Source organism: Modestobacter sp. SSW1-42 (genome assembly GCF_046635825.1).
Taxonomy (GTDB): domain Bacteria; phylum Actinomycetota; class Actinomycetes; order Mycobacteriales; family Geodermatophilaceae; genus Modestobacter.
Genome location: NZ_JBISCA010000002.1, coordinates 200,375 through 216,754 on the forward strand (window position 1 = coordinate 200,375; position 16,380 = coordinate 216,754).

Annotated in this window: 13 protein-coding genes and 1 pseudogene; 3 read left to right on the forward strand and 11 right to left on the reverse strand. The window is 74.7% G+C overall.

Going from position 1 to position 16,380, the window contains the following annotated elements:
- Position 1 precedes the first annotated feature (1 nt).
- Positions 2 to 1,309, reverse strand: coding sequence for a serine hydroxymethyltransferase (glyA, locus tag ACGBYP_RS06210; protein ID WP_411582404.1), 1,308 nt, complete (start codon positions 1,307 to 1,309; stop codon positions 2 to 4).
- Positions 1,310 to 1,733: 424 nt separating this feature from the next.
- Positions 1,734 to 2,375 (reverse strand): L-threonylcarbamoyladenylate synthase, encoded by a 642-nt coding sequence (locus ACGBYP_RS06215; protein WP_411582405.1) that lies wholly within the window; start codon positions 2,373 to 2,375, stop codon positions 1,734 to 1,736.
- Between the two features lie 33 nt (positions 2,376 to 2,408).
- Here ACGBYP_RS06215 and ACGBYP_RS06220 point away from each other — a divergent pair, with 33 nt between their 5' ends.
- A complete protein-coding gene (locus tag ACGBYP_RS06220; protein WP_411582406.1) occupies positions 2,409 to 3,236 on the forward strand; it encodes an endo alpha-1,4 polygalactosaminidase in 828 nt (275 codons plus the stop codon).
- On the opposite strand, the gene prmC is transcribed toward ACGBYP_RS06220, so the two are convergent.
- The 9 genes and pseudogenes from prmC to argS form a co-directional block, all read right to left on the reverse strand.
- Positions 3,206 to 4,078 (reverse strand): peptide chain release factor N(5)-glutamine methyltransferase, encoded by an 873-nt coding sequence (gene prmC / locus ACGBYP_RS06225; protein WP_411583671.1) that lies wholly within the window; start codon positions 4,076 to 4,078, stop codon positions 3,206 to 3,208. The genes ACGBYP_RS06220 and prmC overlap by 31 nt on opposite strands.
- Positions 4,075 to 5,151, reverse strand: coding sequence for a peptide chain release factor 1 (prfA, locus tag ACGBYP_RS06230; protein ID WP_411582407.1), 1,077 nt, complete (start codon positions 5,149 to 5,151; stop codon positions 4,075 to 4,077). Before prfA ends, prmC begins: the two co-directional genes overlap by 4 nt.
- Before the next feature lie 68 nt (positions 5,152 to 5,219).
- A pseudogene (rpmE, locus tag ACGBYP_RS06235) lies at positions 5,220 to 5,435 on the reverse strand (50S ribosomal protein L31); the annotation flags it as partial.
- Between the two features lie 146 nt (positions 5,436 to 5,581).
- Positions 5,582 to 7,828 carry a transcription termination factor Rho gene (gene rho, locus ACGBYP_RS06240; protein ID WP_411582408.1) on the reverse strand — a complete coding sequence of 749 codons (2,247 nt, stop codon included), beginning with the start codon at positions 7,826 to 7,828 and terminating at the stop codon, positions 5,582 to 5,584.
- A gap of 230 nt (positions 7,829 to 8,058) precedes the next feature.
- Positions 8,059 to 9,030 carry a homoserine kinase gene (thrB, locus tag ACGBYP_RS06245; protein ID WP_411582409.1) on the reverse strand — a complete coding sequence of 324 codons (972 nt, stop codon included), beginning with the start codon at positions 9,028 to 9,030 and terminating at the stop codon, positions 8,059 to 8,061.
- Positions 9,031 to 10,113, reverse strand: a complete 1,083-nt coding sequence (gene thrC / locus ACGBYP_RS06250; RefSeq protein WP_411582410.1) for a threonine synthase — start codon at positions 10,111 to 10,113, stop codon at positions 9,031 to 9,033.
- Positions 10,110 to 11,408: a homoserine dehydrogenase gene (locus ACGBYP_RS06255; RefSeq protein WP_411582411.1), complete on the reverse strand. Its 1,299-nt coding sequence runs from the start codon at positions 11,406 to 11,408 to the stop codon at positions 10,110 to 10,112. The genes thrC and ACGBYP_RS06255 overlap by 4 nt, the downstream gene beginning before the upstream one ends.
- Positions 11,405 to 12,901, reverse strand: a complete 1,497-nt coding sequence (lysA, locus tag ACGBYP_RS06260) for a diaminopimelate decarboxylase (protein WP_411582412.1) — start codon at positions 12,899 to 12,901, stop codon at positions 11,405 to 11,407. The genes ACGBYP_RS06255 and lysA overlap by 4 nt, the downstream gene beginning before the upstream one ends.
- Positions 12,902 to 12,959: 58 nt before the next feature.
- A complete protein-coding gene (gene argS / locus ACGBYP_RS06265; protein WP_411582413.1) occupies positions 12,960 to 14,621 on the reverse strand; it encodes an arginine--tRNA ligase in 1,662 nt (553 codons plus the stop codon).
- A gap of 209 nt (positions 14,622 to 14,830) precedes the next feature.
- Between argS and ACGBYP_RS06270 the strand changes: the two genes are divergently transcribed.
- Both ACGBYP_RS06270 and ACGBYP_RS06275 read left to right on the forward strand, forming a co-directional pair.
- A complete protein-coding gene (locus ACGBYP_RS06270) occupies positions 14,831 to 15,595 on the forward strand; it encodes a DUF3105 domain-containing protein (protein ID WP_411582414.1) in 765 nt (254 codons plus the stop codon).
- A gap of 56 nt (positions 15,596 to 15,651) precedes the next feature.
- Complete coding sequence (locus ACGBYP_RS06275; protein WP_411582415.1) at positions 15,652 to 16,368, forward strand: DUF305 domain-containing protein; 717 nt, start codon at positions 15,652 to 15,654, stop codon at positions 16,366 to 16,368.
- Positions 16,369 to 16,380: the final 12 nt, after the last annotated feature.

Sequence of the window (16,380 nt, forward strand, 5' to 3'; positions counted from 1 at the left end):
CTCAGACGGTCCGGGCGGGCTCGGGGTACGCGGGGTGCGCGCTGACGAGCTTCTCGACGCCCGCGGCGACCTCGGCGGTGCGGGAGCCGTCGGCGTCCCGGATCGCCACCCCGATGAGCTGGGCGATCTCGGCCATGTCGGCCTCGACCATGCCCTGCGTGGTGACCGAGGGGCTGCCCACCCGGATGCCCGAGGCGACCGACGCCGGCTGCGGGTCGAAGGGGATCGCGTTCTTGTTCAGCACGATCCCGGCGGCGTCGCAGCGCGCCTCGGCGACCTTGCCGGTGACGAGCTCACCGGCGGTGTCGGTGACCTTGCGCAGGTCCAGCAGGGCCAGGTGGGTGTCGGTGCCACCCGCGACCGGGCGGAGACCCTGGTCGGCCAGGCCGGCGGTGAGCGCCTGGGCGTTGGCGACGACCTGGCGGGTGTAGGCCTGGTACTCGGGCTGCAGGCACTCCTTGAGGTTCACCGCCTTGGCGGCGATGGCGTGCATGAGCGGCCCGCCCTGCATCATCGGGAACGCCGACTTGTCGATGGCCTTGGCGTGCTCGGCCTTGCACACGATCGCCCCGCCGCGCGGGCCGCGCAGCACCTTGTGGGTGGTGAAGGTGACGACGTCGGCGTAGGGCACCGGCGAGGGGATCGCCTTGCCGGCGACCAGGCCGATGAAGTGCGCCGCGTCGACCATGAAGACCGCGCCGACCTCGTCGGCGATCTCCCGGAAGGCGGCGAAGTCGATCAGCCGCGGGATCGCCGAGCCGCCGGCGATGATCAGCTTCGGCCGGTGCTCGCGGGCGAGGTCACGGACCTGGTCGTAGTCGATGTGCTCGGTCTCCGGGTCCACCCCGTACTGGACGGCGTTGAACCACTTGCCCGAGAAGGAGACCTTGGTGCCGTGGGTCAGGTGGCCACCGTGCGGCAACGCCATGCCCAGCATCGTGTCGCCGGGCTGCAGGAAGGCGCCGTAGGCGGCCAGGTTCGCGCTCGCGCCCGAGTGCGGCTGCAGGTTGGCGTGCTCGGCGCCGAAGAGCTCCTTGGCCCGCTCGATGCCCAGCGACTCGGCCCGGTCGACGACCTCGCACCCGCCGTAGTAGCGGCGGCCGGGGTAGCCCTCGGCGTACTTGTTCGACAGCGTGCTCCCCAGCGCAGCCAGGACGGCGGGGCTGGTGAAGTTCTCGCTGGCGATCAGCTGCAGGCCGCTGCGGAGCCGGTCCAGCTCGTCGACGACGACGCTGGAGATCTCCGGGTCGAAGGCGGCCAGGGCGTCGAAGTCAGGGCCCCAGAACGGGGTCGTGGCGGGGGTGCTCATCGCGGGTGCACTCCTGCTGCTCGGTGCCGGTGCCCGCGCGCACCCTCGGACGGGACACGCGGCTGTCGCACCACGGTATCGCTGTGTCATGGCGATGCTCCGCATCGCATCGCGGCCACGTGCCGTCCCCGGCTGCCGTTGAGCCGCTCAGTGCGAGGACGGCGGGACCCTCCGGGCCCGCGCCGTCCTCCCACAGTCGTCCTCCGGACGACGCCGGGGTCACGTCCCGAGGTCCTCCGGACGCCGGGGTCACGTCCCGAGGTCCTCCGGACACCGGGGTCACGTCCCGAGGTCCTCCGGACGCCGGGGTCACGTCCCGAGGTCCTCCGGACGCCGGGGTCACGTCCTGAGGTCGGGCCCGACCGTGGTCACCCTCACATCGGGCCGTACGGCTGGCAGCGGTGCGGCCCGGCAGGGTCGCAGGTCAGTCCGTGATCTCGGGGACGACGGTGCGCAGGGACTCCAGGTCGACGGCGCCCAGGCGGAGGACGCGCGGGATCAGGGTGGTGCAGTCGACGATGGTGCTGGCCGCCGAGTTGGTGCGCGGGCCGCCGTCGAGCACGACGGCGGCCATCTCGCCGAGCTGGTAGACCGCCTCGGCGGCGGTCGTCGCGGCGGGGCGGCCGGAGCGGTTGGCGCTGGAGACGGCGAGCGGGCCGGTGCGGCGGAGCAGGTCGCGGGTGATGTCGTCGGCGGGCAGCCGGATGGCGACCGTGCCCTCCGCGTCGCCGAGGTCCCAGGCGAGCGTGGGCGCGTGCTCCACGACCAGGGTCAGGCCACCGGGCCAGAACGCCTCGGCGAGCGCGCTGGCCGACGGGGGCACGGCGGCCACCAGCCCGGCGAGGGTGGGCGCCTCGCCGATCAGCACCGGGACGGGCATGTTGCGCCCGCGGTTCTTCGCCGCCAGCAGCTTACCGACCGCCGCCGGGGTGAACGCGTCGGCCGCGACGCCGTACACGGTGTCGGTCGGGGTCAGCACCAGGTCGCCGCGGGACAGCGAGAGGACGGCAGCGGTCAGGCCCGCCTCGCGCTGGTCGGGGTCGCTGCAGTCGTAGAGGTCCGCCACGGCTGGGGAGTCTCCCCCACCTACGCTGCGCCCGTGCAACAGGTGGGTGTACCGACGGTGCGCGCGGCCGTGCCCGCTCTCGTCGCCGTCCTGCTGGCCGGGTGCGGCGCGCAGCCGGCGGAGGTGGCTCCCGGGACGTCCGGGACGCCGGCCGCGGCCCTGGCCGGGCTGGCCGTGGGCGCCCGGGTCGACTACCAGCTCGGCGGCCCCCACCCACCCGCCGCGGCGGTCGCCGGCGTCGTCCGGGACCGCACGGCCGCACCCGCCGCCGGTCTCTGGTCGGCCTGCTACGTCAACGCCTTCCAGACCCAGCCGGGCAGCACCGACTGGCCGGCGGACCTCCTGCTGCGCGGCGCGGACGGCGAGCCCGTGGAGGACCCGGACTGGCCCGGGGAGTTCCTGGTCGACATCGGCACCGCCGGGCAGCGCGACCGGGCGCTCGCCGTCGTCGGCCCGTGGCTCGACGGGTGCGCCGCCGCCGGCTTCTCCGCCGTCGAGCCGGACAACCTGGACAGCTGGACCCGCTCCGACGGCCTGCTGGAGGCCGACGACGCCGCGGCGATGGCCCGCGCCCTGGTCGACCGCGCGCACGGCGCCGGGCTGGCGATCGGGCAGAAGAACGCCCCCGAGCTGACGGCGGCCGGGTTGGGCTTCGACTACGCCGTCGCCGAGGACTGCGGGGCCTACGACGAGTGTGCGGTCTACACCGCCGCCTACGGGACCGTGCTCGACGTCGAGTACACCGACGACGGGTTCGACGCGGCGTGCGGGACGCCGGGGACGAGCGTCCAGCGGCGCGACCTCGACGTCACCCTGCCCGGCGACCCGGCCTACGTGGTGGAGTGGTGCCCCGACAGCTGAGCGGTCGTGTAGCGCGGCCGGCCGGCGAGGTCGGGGTGGTCGGCGACGTCGGTCCACCGGCCGTGCGCGCGCACCAGCGCCGGCAGCGCGCTGCCCTGCAGGTCCGCGTGCTCGATCCCCAGCCAGCCGCCGGGGCGGAGCAGCCGGACGGCGGTGTCGAGCAGCCCGCGGACGACGTCCAGGCCGTCCGGGCCGCCCCACAGCGCCAGCGGCGGGTCGTGGTCGACCACCTCGCGGGGCAGCCGGGCGTCGTCCGGGACGTAGGGCGGGTTGGACACGACGACGTCGACCGTGCCGTCGAGCCCGGTGAGCAGGCCGGGGTCGGTCATGTCGCCGGCGAGCACCTCGACCGGGGTGTCGCCGGCCGCGGCGCGGGCCGCGGCGTTGTGCCGGGTCCACTCGATGGCCCCGGGGTCGCGCTCGACGGCCACCACCCGGACGCCGGGGTGCTCGTTGGCCACCGCGAGCGCGATCGCGCCGGACCCGGTGCCGAGGTCGACGACGGTCGGCGCGGGCAGCCCGGCGATCCGCTCCAGCACCCACCCGGCGAGCAGCTCGGTCTCCGGGCGGGGCACGAAGACGCCGGGCCCGACCGACAGCTCGAGGTGACGGAAGGGCGCGCTGCCGGTGAGGTGCTGCAGCGGCACCCGGTCGGCCCGCTGCTCGACCAGCGCGGCGAACCGCGCGGCGGGCCCGTCGGCGACCTCGCCGGTGGTGAGCAGCGCCGTGCGGGAGACGCCGAGCGCGGCGGCCAGCAACAGCTCGGCGTCCACGCGCGGGGACTCCACGCCGGCCGCGGCCAGCCGGGCGGCCGCCTCGCGGACCAGGGCCTGGGCGGTCAGGACTCCCCCGCCAGCAGCTCGGCGGTGTGCGCGGCGGTGAGCGCGTCGAGCACCGGGTCGAGCTCGCCGTCCAGCACGGCGTCGAGGTTGTGCGCCTTGAAGCCCACCCGGTGGTCGGAGATCCGGTTCTCCGGGTAGTTGTAGGTGCGCACCCGCTCGCTGCGGTCGACCGTGCGCACCTGGCTGCGGCGCTGGTCGGAGGCGGTGGCCTCGGCCTCCTCGCGGGCGGCGGCCAGCAGCCGGGAGCGCAGCACGCGCAGCGCGGACTCGCGGTTCTGCAGCTGGCTCTTCTCGTTCTGCGAGCTGACCACGATGCCGGTGGGCAGGTGGGTGATCCGCACCGCCGAGTCGGTGGTGTTCACGCTCTGCCCGCCGGGGCCCGACGAGCGGAAGACGTCGATGCGCAGGTCGTTGGGGTCGACGGTGACGTCGACGTCCTCGGCCTCGGGCAGCACCAGGACACCGACGGCCGAGGTGTGGATGCGGCCCTGGGACTCGGTGACCGGCACGCGCTGCACCCGGTGCACGCCGGCCTCGAACTTCAGCCGGCTGAAGATGCCCTCGTCGGTGCGCGACTTGATGGCGACCGCGACGTCCTTGTAGCCGCCGAGCTCGGCCGGGACCGCCTCGAGGACCTCGGTCGACCAGCCGCGCCGCTCGGCGTAGCGCAGGTACATGCGCAGCAGGTCCCCGACGAACAGCGCGGACTCCGCACCGCCCTCCCCCGCCTTGACCTCGAGGATGACGTCCTTCTCGTCGTCGGGGTCCTTGGGCAGCAGCAGCTCGGTCAGCCGGGCGCCCAGCTCGCCGACGGTCGCCTCGAGCTGCTCGGCCTCGGCGACGAAGGAGGGGTCGTCGGCGGCGAACTCGCGGGCCGCGCCCAGGTCGTCCCGGGCGGCGTCGAGCGCGCGGGCGGTCTCGACGACCGGCGCCAGCGCGGCGTAGCGCCGGCCCAGCCGGCGGGCGCGGGCGGCGTCGGCGTGCACAGCCGGGTCGGCGAGCTCCGCCTCCAGCTCGCGGTGCTCGGCGAGCAGGCCGGCGAGCCGGTCGCTGCCGGACTCGGGACTGCTCACGGGCGGCGCCTCTCAGAGGGAGGGGCGAAAGTGGCCACTTTCGCCCGGGTGTGCACGGACACGACGACGGCGCCGGTGTTGCGCTTGCCGAACCGCTTCTCGAAGCGGGCGACGCGGCCACCGGTGTCCAGGATGCGCTGCTTGCCCGTGTAGAACGGGTGGCAGGCCGAGCAGGTCTCGACGGTCATGGTGCCGCCGGGCGCCGTGCTCTTGGTCTGGAACGTGTTGCCGCAACCGCAGGTCACCGTGGTGACGTGGTAGTCCGGGTGGATGTCGGCCTTCATGCCGGTACACCCTCTCTCTGGTCTCGTGGTCTGGTGTCTCGCACGCCGCCGGGGTCTGGCCGACCCACGCGACGAAGGCTCGATGGGCCAGTGTACGGCCCCGGCGAGGTGCTGGAGCGGCCCCCTCGTCGGGGGCCGCTCCGGCCTCAGTCCTTCTCGCCCAGGCCCAGGGTGGTCTTCTGGACCTGCATGAGGAACTCGATGTTGTTGCGGGTCTTGCGCATGCGGTCGAGCAGCAGCTCCAGCGCCTGCTGGGGCTCCAGCGCCGAGAGCACCCGACGCAGCTTGATCACGATCGCCAGCTCGTCCGGGGAGAGGAGGATCTCCTCCTTGCGGGTGCTGGAGGCGTTCACGTCGACGGCGGGGAAGACCCGCTTGTCGGCCAGCCGCCGGTCGAGCTTGAGCTCGGCGTTCCCGGTGCCCTTGAACTCCTCGAAGATGACCGTGTCCATCGTCGACCCGGTCTCGACCAGCGCCGAGGCGATGATCGTCAGCGAGCCGCCGTTCTCGATGTTGCGGGCAGCACCGAGGAAGCGCTTCGGCGGGTAGAGCGCCGTGGAGTCGACACCACCGGAGAGGATGCGCCCGCTGGCCGGGGCCGCCAGGTTGTAGGCGCGGCCCAGCCGGGTGATCGAGTCCAGCAGGACGACGACGTCGTGGCCCATCTCGACCAGGCGCTTGGCCCGCTCGATCGACAGCTCGGCGACCGTGGTGTGGTCGGCCGGCGGCCGGTCGAAGGTCGAGGCGATGACCTCGCCCTTCACCGAGCGCTGCATGTCGGTGACCTCCTCGGGCCGTTCGTCGACGAGCACGACCATGAGGTGCACCTCGGGGTTGTTCACCGCGATGGCGTTGGCGATCGACTGCAGCACCATGGTCTTGCCGGCCTTGGGCGGGCTGACGATCAGGGCGCGCTGGCCCTTGCCGATCGGCATGACCAGGTCCATGACCCGGGTGGTCATCAGGTGCGACTCGGTCTCCAGCCGCAGGCGGTCCTGCGGGTAGAGCGGGGTCAGCTTGGTGAACTCCGGACGGTCCTTGGCCTGCTCGGGGTCCAGGCCGTTGACCGACTCCAGGCGCACGAGCGCGTTGTACTTGTCCTTCTTCTCGCCCTCGCGGGGCTGGCGGACCGCACCGGTGATCGCGTCACCGCGGCGCAGGCCGTAGCGGCGCACCTGGGCCAGGGAGACGTAGACGTCGTTCGGGCCGGTCAGGTAGCCGGAGGTGCGCACGAAGGCGTAGCTGTCGAGCACGTCCAGGATGCCGGCGACGGGCAGCAGCACGTCGTCGTCGCTGACGGTCGGCTCACCGGAGTCGAAGCGCTCGCGGCCACCGGCGGCGTTGCCACCCCGGCGGTTGCGGTCGCGGTAGCGACGACCACGCCGGCCGCGGCCGTCGAAGTCGTCGTCGTCCTCGTCGGGGCGAGCGTCACGCGGGGCGTCGGTACGGGTGTCGGTGCGAGCACCGTCCCGGGCACCGTCGCGCCCGTCGCGGGCGGCGTCGCGCCCGTCGCGGGCACCGTCCCGGCCGTCGCGGGCGCCGTCGGCGGCGTTGCGGTTGCGGTTGCGGCCACCGCGCTCCTCGCCGTCGCGGGGGGCGCCGTCGCGGCCACCGTCACGGGCGGCGGCGTCACGGCTGCGGTCGTCGCGGTTGCGGTCGTCCCGGCCACCGCGGTCCTCGCGCTCGGCGCCGTCACGGGCCGGACGCTCGCCGGCGTCCCGGGCCGGACGCTCAGCGCCGTCACGGGCGGCGCGCTCGCGGCGGTTGCGCGGCGGGCGCTCGCCCTCGGTGCGGGCCTCGGCCTGCGGGGCCTGCGCCTCGCGGCCGCCCGCCTGGACCGGGGCGGTGTCGGCGGCGGCCGGCTCGGCCGCCGACTCGGCGTCCGCGGTGGGCGCGCCGGCCGGACGGCTCGCGCCCCGGCGGCGGCGGCCGGTGGGGGCGCCGTCGGCGGTGCTGTCGTTCGTGGTCTGCTCCGGGGTGCCGGTGACCGGTCCCCCGTTGGCGCCACCGCTGATCGGCGCCTCGAGCGGGGCGGCCGAGGTCGCGACGCCGCCGGTGGGGGCGGTGTCGTCGGACGGCGTGGTGTCGCCCGGGGTGCTCTCGGCGCGCGGCGCCGGCTCGGCGGCGACGGGCTCGGCGGCCGGGACGGCGGAGCCGTTGCTGCCGGACCCACCCACCTGCCGCTCGGAGATGGCGGCGACGAGGTCGCTCTTGCGCATCTTGCCGGTGCCGGGGATGCCCAGCTCGCCGGCCAGGCGCTGCAGCTCGGGCAGCAGCATCCCGGACAGCCCGGTGCCGCGGCGACGGGAACGCGCGGCCCCGTTGCCGGCAGCAGCCTCGTCGGACGGGGCGGCGTCGCGCGCGCCGTCGAGGAGGTCGGTGGTCTCGCTCACGTACAGGTCCTTCCCTGCGGTGACCTGCGCCTACCAGCGCAGGAGGTGACCCGCTCCCTGAGGCGAGAGCCCTTGTGTGGACGTCCGCGTCGGCGGGGAGTGCACGGGTCTGTGGAGGTGCGAGGAGGTCGGCGGCGACGGATCGCGGCCCACGCCCCGCTCGAGGCGCGCCCGGAGGCGGCTACGGCGTCAGCCTAGACACAGCCTGACGTCGCCCACAACACAGTCCGTCACCGGTGTGTTCCAGGCGACCCAGACGATACCGCACCGTGATTAACGCCCAGCGTGGTCACGACCGCACCGTCGTGGTCGACCCGCAGCGGCAGGCAGGCCCAGCCCGCGGGGACGGCGGCGGCCAGCTCCCGCACCGCGGCGGCCGAGGCCGGGTCGCCGGGGTGCTCGTCGGGGCCCAGGACGGCGAGGGCGAGCACGCACGGGCCGGCGCCGGAGACCACCGCGGCGTGGCCGTCGGCGCGCAGCCGGGCCAGCAGGGCCGCGCTGTCGGGCATCGCCGGCGCCCGCTGGGCCTGGTGCAGCCGGTCCTCGGTGGCGTCGAACAGCAGCGCCGGGTCGCGGGTGAGCGCGTGCACCAGCAGCGCGGACCGGGCGGCGGCGTGGGCTGCGTCGGCGTGCGGCACCGTGGCCGGCAGCAGCTCGCGGGCCAGATGGGTCGACAGCGTCGTCCCCGGGACGAAGAGCACCGGGACGACCTGCGGGTCGACGGCCAGCCGCACGGCCCGCGCCCCGGCCGGGGTGGTCCAGGACAGCGTCGCCCCACCCAGCAGGCACGGCGCGACGTTGTCCGGGTGGCCTTCGAGCTCCGAGCACAGCCGCAGCACGGCCGCGTCGTCGACGGCTCGTACGTCGGGGCACAGCGCCCAGGCGGCGAGCACCCCGGCGGTGACGGCGGCGGCCGACGAGCCCATCCCCCGGCCCTGCGGGATGCCGTTGCGCGCGGTGAGCCGCAGCCCGGACGGCGTCCAGCCCAGCTCGGCGCACGCGGCGCGGAACGCCTGCACGACCAGGTGCGACTCGTCGGTGGGCAGCGAGCCGGCGCCCTCGCCGGTCACCTCGACCACCAGGCCGCCGTCGGTGACCTCGACGTCGAGGGTGTCCCAGCAGCTGAGCGCGAGCCCCGCGCAGTCGTAGGCCGGCCCGAGGTTCGCGCTGGTCGCCGGGACCTGGATGCGGACGCCGGTCACTCAGAGTCCGAGCTGGGCGGCCGCGGCGCCGGCGTCGACCGGGACGGTGACCGGCACCGGCGCACCGGCGATGGCCCACTCGGGGTCCTTGAGGCCGTTGCCGGTGACCGTGCAGACCACCCGCTGGCCCGGCTCGAGGCCGCCGGCCTCGGCGACCTGCAGCAGCCCGGCCACCGAGGCGGCCGACGCCGGCTCGACGAAGACGGCCTCGCTGCGGGCGAGCAGCCGGTAGGCGGCCAGGATGGCGCGGTCGGTGACGGCGTCGATCCGGCCACCGGAGTCGTCGCGGGCGGCCAGCGCCTTGGTCCAGGACGCGGGGTTGCCGATCCGGATGGCGGTGGCGATCGTCTCGGGACGCTCGACCACCTTCCCGCTCACGATCGGCGCGGCACCGGCGGCCTGGAACCCCCACATCCGCGGGGTGTGCGTGGCCGGGCCGTCGGCGGCGTACTCGCGGTAGCCCTGCCAGTAGGCGGTGATGTTGCCGGCGTTGCCCACCGGGAGGCAGTGGACGTCCGGGGCGTCGCCGAGCACGTCGACGATCTCGAACGCCGCGGTCTTCTGGCCCTCGATGCGGTACTGGTTCACGCTGTTGACCAGGCTCACCGGGTAGTCGATGGCGAGCTTGCTGGCCAGCGCCAGGCAGTCGTCGAAGTTGCCCTCGACCTGCAGCAGCTTGGCCCCGTGCACCAGCGCCTGGGCGAGCTTGCCGGTGGCGATCTTGCCGGTGGGCACCAGGACGGCGCAGGTCAGCCCGGCGCGGGCGGCGTAGGCGGCCGCGCTCGCACTGGTGTTGCCGGTGGAGGCGCAGATGACCGCCTTGGCCCCCTCCTCGAGGGCCTTGGTGATCGCCATGGTCATGCCGCGGTCCTTGAAGGACCCGGTCGGGTTGGCGCCCTCGACCTTCAGGAACACCTCGCAGCCGGTGCGGCGGGACAGCTCGGGTGCGGGCACCAGCGGGGTGGCGCCCTCCTGCAGCGTCACCACCGGCGTCGAGGGGCTCACCGGCAGCCGGTGCCGGTAGGCCTCGATCAGCCCCGGCCAGTGCGGCGAGACCGCTCCGCGCAACGTCGTCCCGGTCATGACAGCCCCTCGACTCGTAGGACGCTGGTGACGCCCCGGACAGCGGGCATCCCCCGCAGCTTCTCCACCGTGGTCGCCAGCGCCGCGTCGGGCGCCCGGTGGGTGACGATCACCAGCGTGGCGGCGTCGCCGTGCCCGTCCTGGCGGACGGTGGCGATGCTGACGCCGTGCGCGGCGAACTCCTGCGCCACGGTGGCCAGCACGCCCGGCACGTCGGCGACGTCCAGGCTCACGTGGTACCTCGTGGGCGTCTCGGCCATCGGGCGCACGGTCAGCCCGGCGTAGCCCGTCGTCCCCGGGCCGGCGGCGCCCGCCAGCCGGTTGCGGGCCACCGCGACCAGGTCGCCGAGGACGGCGCTGGCGGTGGGCTCGCCACCGGCCCCGCGGCCGTAGAACATCAGCTCGCCGGCGGCCTCGGCCTCGACGAAGACGGCGTTGAAGGCCCCGCCGACCGCGGCCAGCGGGTGCGTCGTCGGGATCATCGCCGGGTGCACGCGCACGGCCACCGCGTCGTCGGCGCCCTCGGCCCCGGCCACCCGCTCGCAGATGGCCAGCAGCTTGACCGTGCAGCCGATCTCGGCGGCGCGGGCGACGTCGGTGGCCGAGACCGCGGAGATGCCCTCGCGGTACACGTCGGCGGCGGTGACCGGGGAGTGGAAGGCCAGCGAGGCGAGGATGGCGGCCTTGGCGGCGGCGTCGAAGCCGTCGACGTCGGCGGTCGGGTCGGCCTCGGCGTACCCCAGCTCGGTGGCCTCGGCCAGCGCCTCGCCGAACCCGGCGCCGGTCTCGGCCATCCGGGACAGGATGTAGTTGGTCGTCCCGTTGACGATGCCCACGACCCGGCGCAGCTGGTCACCGGCGAGGGACTCCCGCAGTGGGCGCAGCAGCGGGATGGCACCGGCGACGGCGGCCTCGTAGTACAGGTCGACCCCGCCGTCGGCGGCCGCGGCGTGCAGCGCCACCCCGTCGTCGGCCAGCAGCGTCTTGTTCGCGCTGACCACCGACTTGCCCGCGGCCATCGCGGCCAGCAGCAGCGACCGGGCCGGCTCGATGCCGCCGATCACCTCGACCACCAGGTCGACGTCCGCGCGGGTCACCAGGCCCAGCGCGTCGGTGGTGAGCAGGTCGGCGGGGACGTCGGGGTGCCGGTCGGGACGCCGGACGGCGACCCCGGCGACCTCGATCGGCCGGCCCACGCGGGCCGCGAGGTCCCCGGACTGCTCCGACAGCAGCCGCAGCACGGCACCGCCGACGGTGCCGCAGCCGAGCAGCGCGACCTTCAGGGGCTCGCTCACGAGGTGGCTCCGACCGGGTGCTCGGGCGCCGGCTGGTCGATCGCCGGACTGGGGGCGGGGACGCCGGCGAGGACGGCGTCGAGGGCGAAGACGTCGGCCAGGGTCTGCCGCCGGACGATCTCGGTGGCCGCACCGTCGCGCACGGCGACCACCGGGGGCTTGAGCAGGTAGTTGTAGTTGCTGGCCATCGACCAGCAGTAGGCGCCGGTGGCGGCGACCGCCAGCAGGTCACCGGGCTGGACGTCGGAGGGCAGCCACAGGTCGCGCACCAGGACGTCGCCGCTCTCGCAGTGCTTGCCGACCACGCGGCACAGCGCCGGCGGGGCGTCGGAGCTGCGGTTGGCCAGCACGCAGGTGTAGCTGGCGTCGTAGAGGGCGGTGCGGATGTTGTCGCTCATCCCGCCGTCGACGGACACGTAGTTGCGCACCAGCGGGGCACCGGGCGCGCCGCCGCCCCCGCCCAGCCGGACCGGCTTGATGGTGCCGATCTCGTAGAGGGTGACCGTGCCCGGCCCGGCGATGGCCCGGCCCGGCTCGACGGCCAGCCGCGGCACCGGCAGCCCCAGCGCGGCGCACTCGGCGGCGACCACCGACCGCAGCTTCACCGCGACGTCCTCCGCGCTCACCGGGTCGTCGTCGGACAGGTAGGCGATGCCGAAGCCACCGCCGAGGTTGAGCTCGCCGAGCACCTCGCCGGTGGCCTGGTGCACCTGGCCCATCAGGCCGACGACGCGGTGCGCGGCGGCCTCGAACCCGGCGGTGTCGAAGATCTGCGAGCCGATGTGGCTGTGCAGGCCCGACAGGTGCAGCGCCGGCTCCCGGATCACCCGGACCGCGGCGGTCAGCGCGTCGCCGGTGGCCAGGGAGAAGCCGAACTTCTGGTCCTCGTGGGCGGTGGCGATGAACTCGTGGGTGTGCGCCTCGATGCCGACCGTGGAGCGGATGAGCACCGGCACCGGCGTGCCCCCGGCGGCGACCCGCGCCGCGGCCATGGGGACCAGCCGGTCGATCTCGTCGAAGGAGTCGAGCACCACGTGGCCGATGCCGGCATCGACGGCCAGCTGCAGCTCCACCAGCGACTTGTTGTTGCCGTGCAGCGCGATCCGCTCGGCCGGGAAGCCGGCGGCCAGCGCCACGGCCAGCTCGTTGCCGCTGCAGGCGTCCAGGTGCAGCCCGTCCTCGGCGATCCAGCGGGCCACCTGTCCGCACAGGAACGCCTTGGACGCGTAGTGGACGTCGGCGTCGGCGAACGCGTCGGCGAAGTCCGCGGCCCGGCTGCGGAAGTCGGCCTCGTCCAGCACGAACAGCGGGGTGCCGTGCGCGCGGGCCAGCTCGGTGACCGGCCGGCCGGCCAGGTGCAGCTCGCCGTCGACGCGGGTGGCCGAGCGCGGCCAGACCTGCGGGTCGAGCGCGCCGAGGTCCTCCGGCGCGGCCCCCACCGCCGGCGGCGGGGAGATGTTGCCGTGCAGCGGCCCCGCGGGATGTGCCCTCACGTCCGGTCCCTCCAGCTCTGGAGGGGCCAAAGTCGCGACTTTGGCCCCTGGGGGGCGGTCACATGCGCTCCGGGGCGGAGACGCCGAGCACGGTCAGCCCGTTGCGCAGCACCGTGGCGGTCGCGGCGCACAGCCACAGCCGGGCGGTGGTCAGCGGCGTGGCCTCCTCGTCACCGCGCGGCAGCACCCGGCAGGCGTCGTAGAACCGGTGGTAGGTGCCGGCCAGTTCCTCCAGGTACCGGGCCACCCGGTGCGGGGCGCGCAGCTCGGCGGCCGAGGACACCACCTGCGGGAACTCCGCGATCGCCCGCAGCAGGTCGCTCTCCCGCTGGGTCTCCAGCAGCGCGGTGTCGACGGCGGCGGCCTCGCCCAGCGGCAGGCCCAGATCGGCCGCCCCGCGCAGCAGCGAGGCGATCCGGGCGTGGGCGTACTGGACGTAGAAGACCGGGTTGTCGTTGGTCTTCCGGGTCCAGGCGTCCAGGTCGAGGTCGATCTGTTGGTCGACCGAGGCCCGGGCCAGGGCGTAGCGGGCGGCATCGGCGCCGATCGCGTCGACCAGGTCCTCGAGGTTGACGACCGTGCCGGCCCGCTTGCTCATCCGCACCGGCTCGCCGTTGCGGACCAGGTTGACCAGCTGGCCGATCAGGATCTCCAGGTTGGTGGCCGGGTCGTCGCCCATGGCCGCGACCAGCGCCTTGTACCGGCCGACGTAGCCGGTGTGGTCGGCGCCGAGCATGATCACGACCCGGTCGAAGCCGCGCTCGCGCTTGTCCAGGTAGTAGGCGCAGTCGGCGGCGAAGTAGGTGGGCTCGCCGTCGCTCTTGACCAGCACCCGGTCCTTGTCGTCGGCGAAGTCCGTCGTGCGCAGCCACACCGCGCCGTCGGTCTCGTAGACGTGCCCCTGCTCGCGCAGCCGGGCGATCGCCTTCTCCAGCGCGCCGCTGTCGTGCAGCGTCTTCTCCGAGAAGTAGGTGTCGAAGACGACGCCGAAGCCGGCCAGGCTGCGCTTGATCTCGGCGAACATCAGCTCGACGCCGTGCACCCGGAACCGCTCCTGCTGCTCGTCCTCGGGCAGCTCCAGGACGCCGGGGTCGGCGGCGACGACCTGAGCGGCGATCTCGCCGATGTAGTCGCCGGCGTAGCCGTCCTCCGGCACCGGCCGGCCGTGCGCCGCGGCCATCAGGCTCCGGGCGAACCGGTCGATCTGGGAGCCGGCGTCGTTGAAGTAGTACTCCCGGGACACCTCGGCGCCGCTGGCGGTGAGCAGCCGGCCCAGCGCGTCGCCGACGGCGGCCCAGCGGGTGCCGCCGATGTGCACCGGGCCGGTCGGGTTGGCCGAGACGAACTCCAGGTTCAGCCGCTGCCCGGCCAGGACGTCGGTGCGCCCGTAGGCCTCCCCCGCCGTGACCGTGTGCACCGCGACCTTGCCGAGGGCGTCCTTGGCCAGCGTGATGTTCAGGAAGCCGGGGCCGGCGACGTCGACCGCGGCCACGCCGTCGGCCGCGCGGAGCTCGGCGGCCACCGCCTCGGCCACCTCGCGGGGCGGCCGGCCGGCCGGCTTGGCCAGCCGCATGGCGATGTTGGTGGCGTAGTCGCCGTGCTCGGGGTTCTTCGGACGGTCGATCACGACCGCGTCGGGGACGGCGACCGCGAGCGTGCCGCGCTCCACGGCCGCCGCGACTGCGGACCGGACGACGTCGCTGAGCTGCTCGGGTGTCACCGCTCGATCGTACGGAGAGGTGCGACCCCGTCCCTCCCACCCCGCTCCGCGTCCCACAGGGTGAGCACGCCGACACCCAGCAGGACCGGGTTCCCCACAGGCGGGCGACCTACACTCGCTGCCGCCGGACGGGACTCCCGCCCCGGGACGGAGGAGGCCCGCCTCCCCGGTCAGCAGCGCGATCAGACGCACAGCAGTCAGGAGCGGCAGTGGCCAAGGACCCCAAGCCCCGGAGCGGTGGCGCCACCCGTGCCGGCTCGACCGGCGGGCGCGCACCCGGAGGCAAGGGCCGCACCCGGCCGCCGGCCAACGTGGTCACCCCGCAGCGGCCCTGGGGCCTGATCGCCGCCGCCGTCGCGGTCGCGGTGTTCGCCGTCGCCGTCCTGGGCTACGCCGTGATCAGCGTCAACCGGTCCAACGCGAACAAGGTGACCTCGGCCGACCAGATCGCGGACCTCGCGACCTTCGACTACGCCGGCGCGCAGCACGTGACCACGCCGGTGACCTACACCGAGTCGCCCCCGGTCGGCGGCCCGCACGACAACGAGTGGGCCGACTGCACCGGCACCGTCTACGACGTCGACATCCGGCACGAGAACGCGGTGCACAGCCTCGAGCACGGCGCCGTGTGGATCACCTACAACCCCGACACCATCGCCGACGGCGACCTCGCCACGCTCGAGGAGCTGGTCGACGGCCGGCAGGGCATGATGCTGTCCCCCTACGCCGGGCTGACCTCCCCGATCAGCCTGCAGTCGTGGAACCACCAGCTGTTCGTCGACTCGGCCGGCGACGAGCGGGTCGAGCAGTACGCCGACTTCATGGTGTTCAACGCCGACTTCTACCCCGAGCCGGGCGCGACCTGCGAGAACCCGTCCTTCATCTCGGACCCGCTCGTCGTGGGTGACCAGACCCGGGTGGGTGCTCCCGCCGTGCCCAGCGACGCGCCGGTCTCCGAGACCCCCGCGCCCTGACCCTGGGCGCACCGGCCGCGGCGACCCGCCGCGGCACTCCCCGAGAGGCACCCGACATGACCGAGCCCACCGCGCAGTCCGCGGCCACCACCACCCGCCGTCCGTCGGCGCTGACCGCGGTGCTCCTCGCGGTCATCGCCGTCGGCCTGCTGGTGGCCGGCGGCGGGCTCGCGGTGGCCCTCGGCATCGGGCGCACCGACACCCCGGCGGCCGACTCCGTGGACGCCGGGTTCTCCCGGGACATGTCCCGGCACCACCTGCAGGCCGTCGAGATGGCCAACCTGGCGCTGACCAACAGCTCCGACGAGGAGGTGCGCCGGCTGGCCTTCGACATCTCCGCCACCCAGACCAACCAGGCGGGCCGGATGCAGGGCTGGCTGGCGCTGTGGGGCCTGCCGGCCACCAGCGGCGAGGTCATGGGCTGGATGGACGACGGCGCCATGACCGGGCACGACATGGGCGGCATGGGCGGCATGCACGGGGTCGACCCGGCCGCGGCCGCCGACGGCGCGGTGATGCCGGGCATGGCCACCGAGACCGAGCTGGCCGAGCTCCGCAGCCTGACCGGACAGCCGTTCGACGTGCTGTTCCTGCAGCTGATGACCCGGCACCACCAGGGCGGGCTGGAGATGGCCGAGTACGGCGAGGAGCACGCCACGCAGCCCGCGGTCGCCACCCTGGCCCGGTCCATCGCGCAGAGCCAGACCGCCGAGACCACCACGATGGAGCAGATGCTGCGGGCCCGCGGCGGCAGCCCGCTGCCGGCTCCCTGACCGTCACCGGAG

Bases quoted from the DNA above. Each gene is read 5' to 3' on its own strand.
- thrC (WP_411582410.1), bottom strand. From the start codon at position 10,113: ATGACCGGGACGACGTTGCGCGGAGCGGTCTCGCCGCACTGGCCGGGG.
- glyA (WP_411582404.1), bottom strand. From the start codon at position 1,309: ATGAGCACCCCCGCCACGACCCCGTTCTGGGGCCCTGACTTCGACGCC.
- ACGBYP_RS06275 (WP_411582415.1), top strand. From the start codon at position 15,652: ATGACCGAGCCCACCGCGCAGTCCGCGGCCACCACCACCCGCCGTCCG.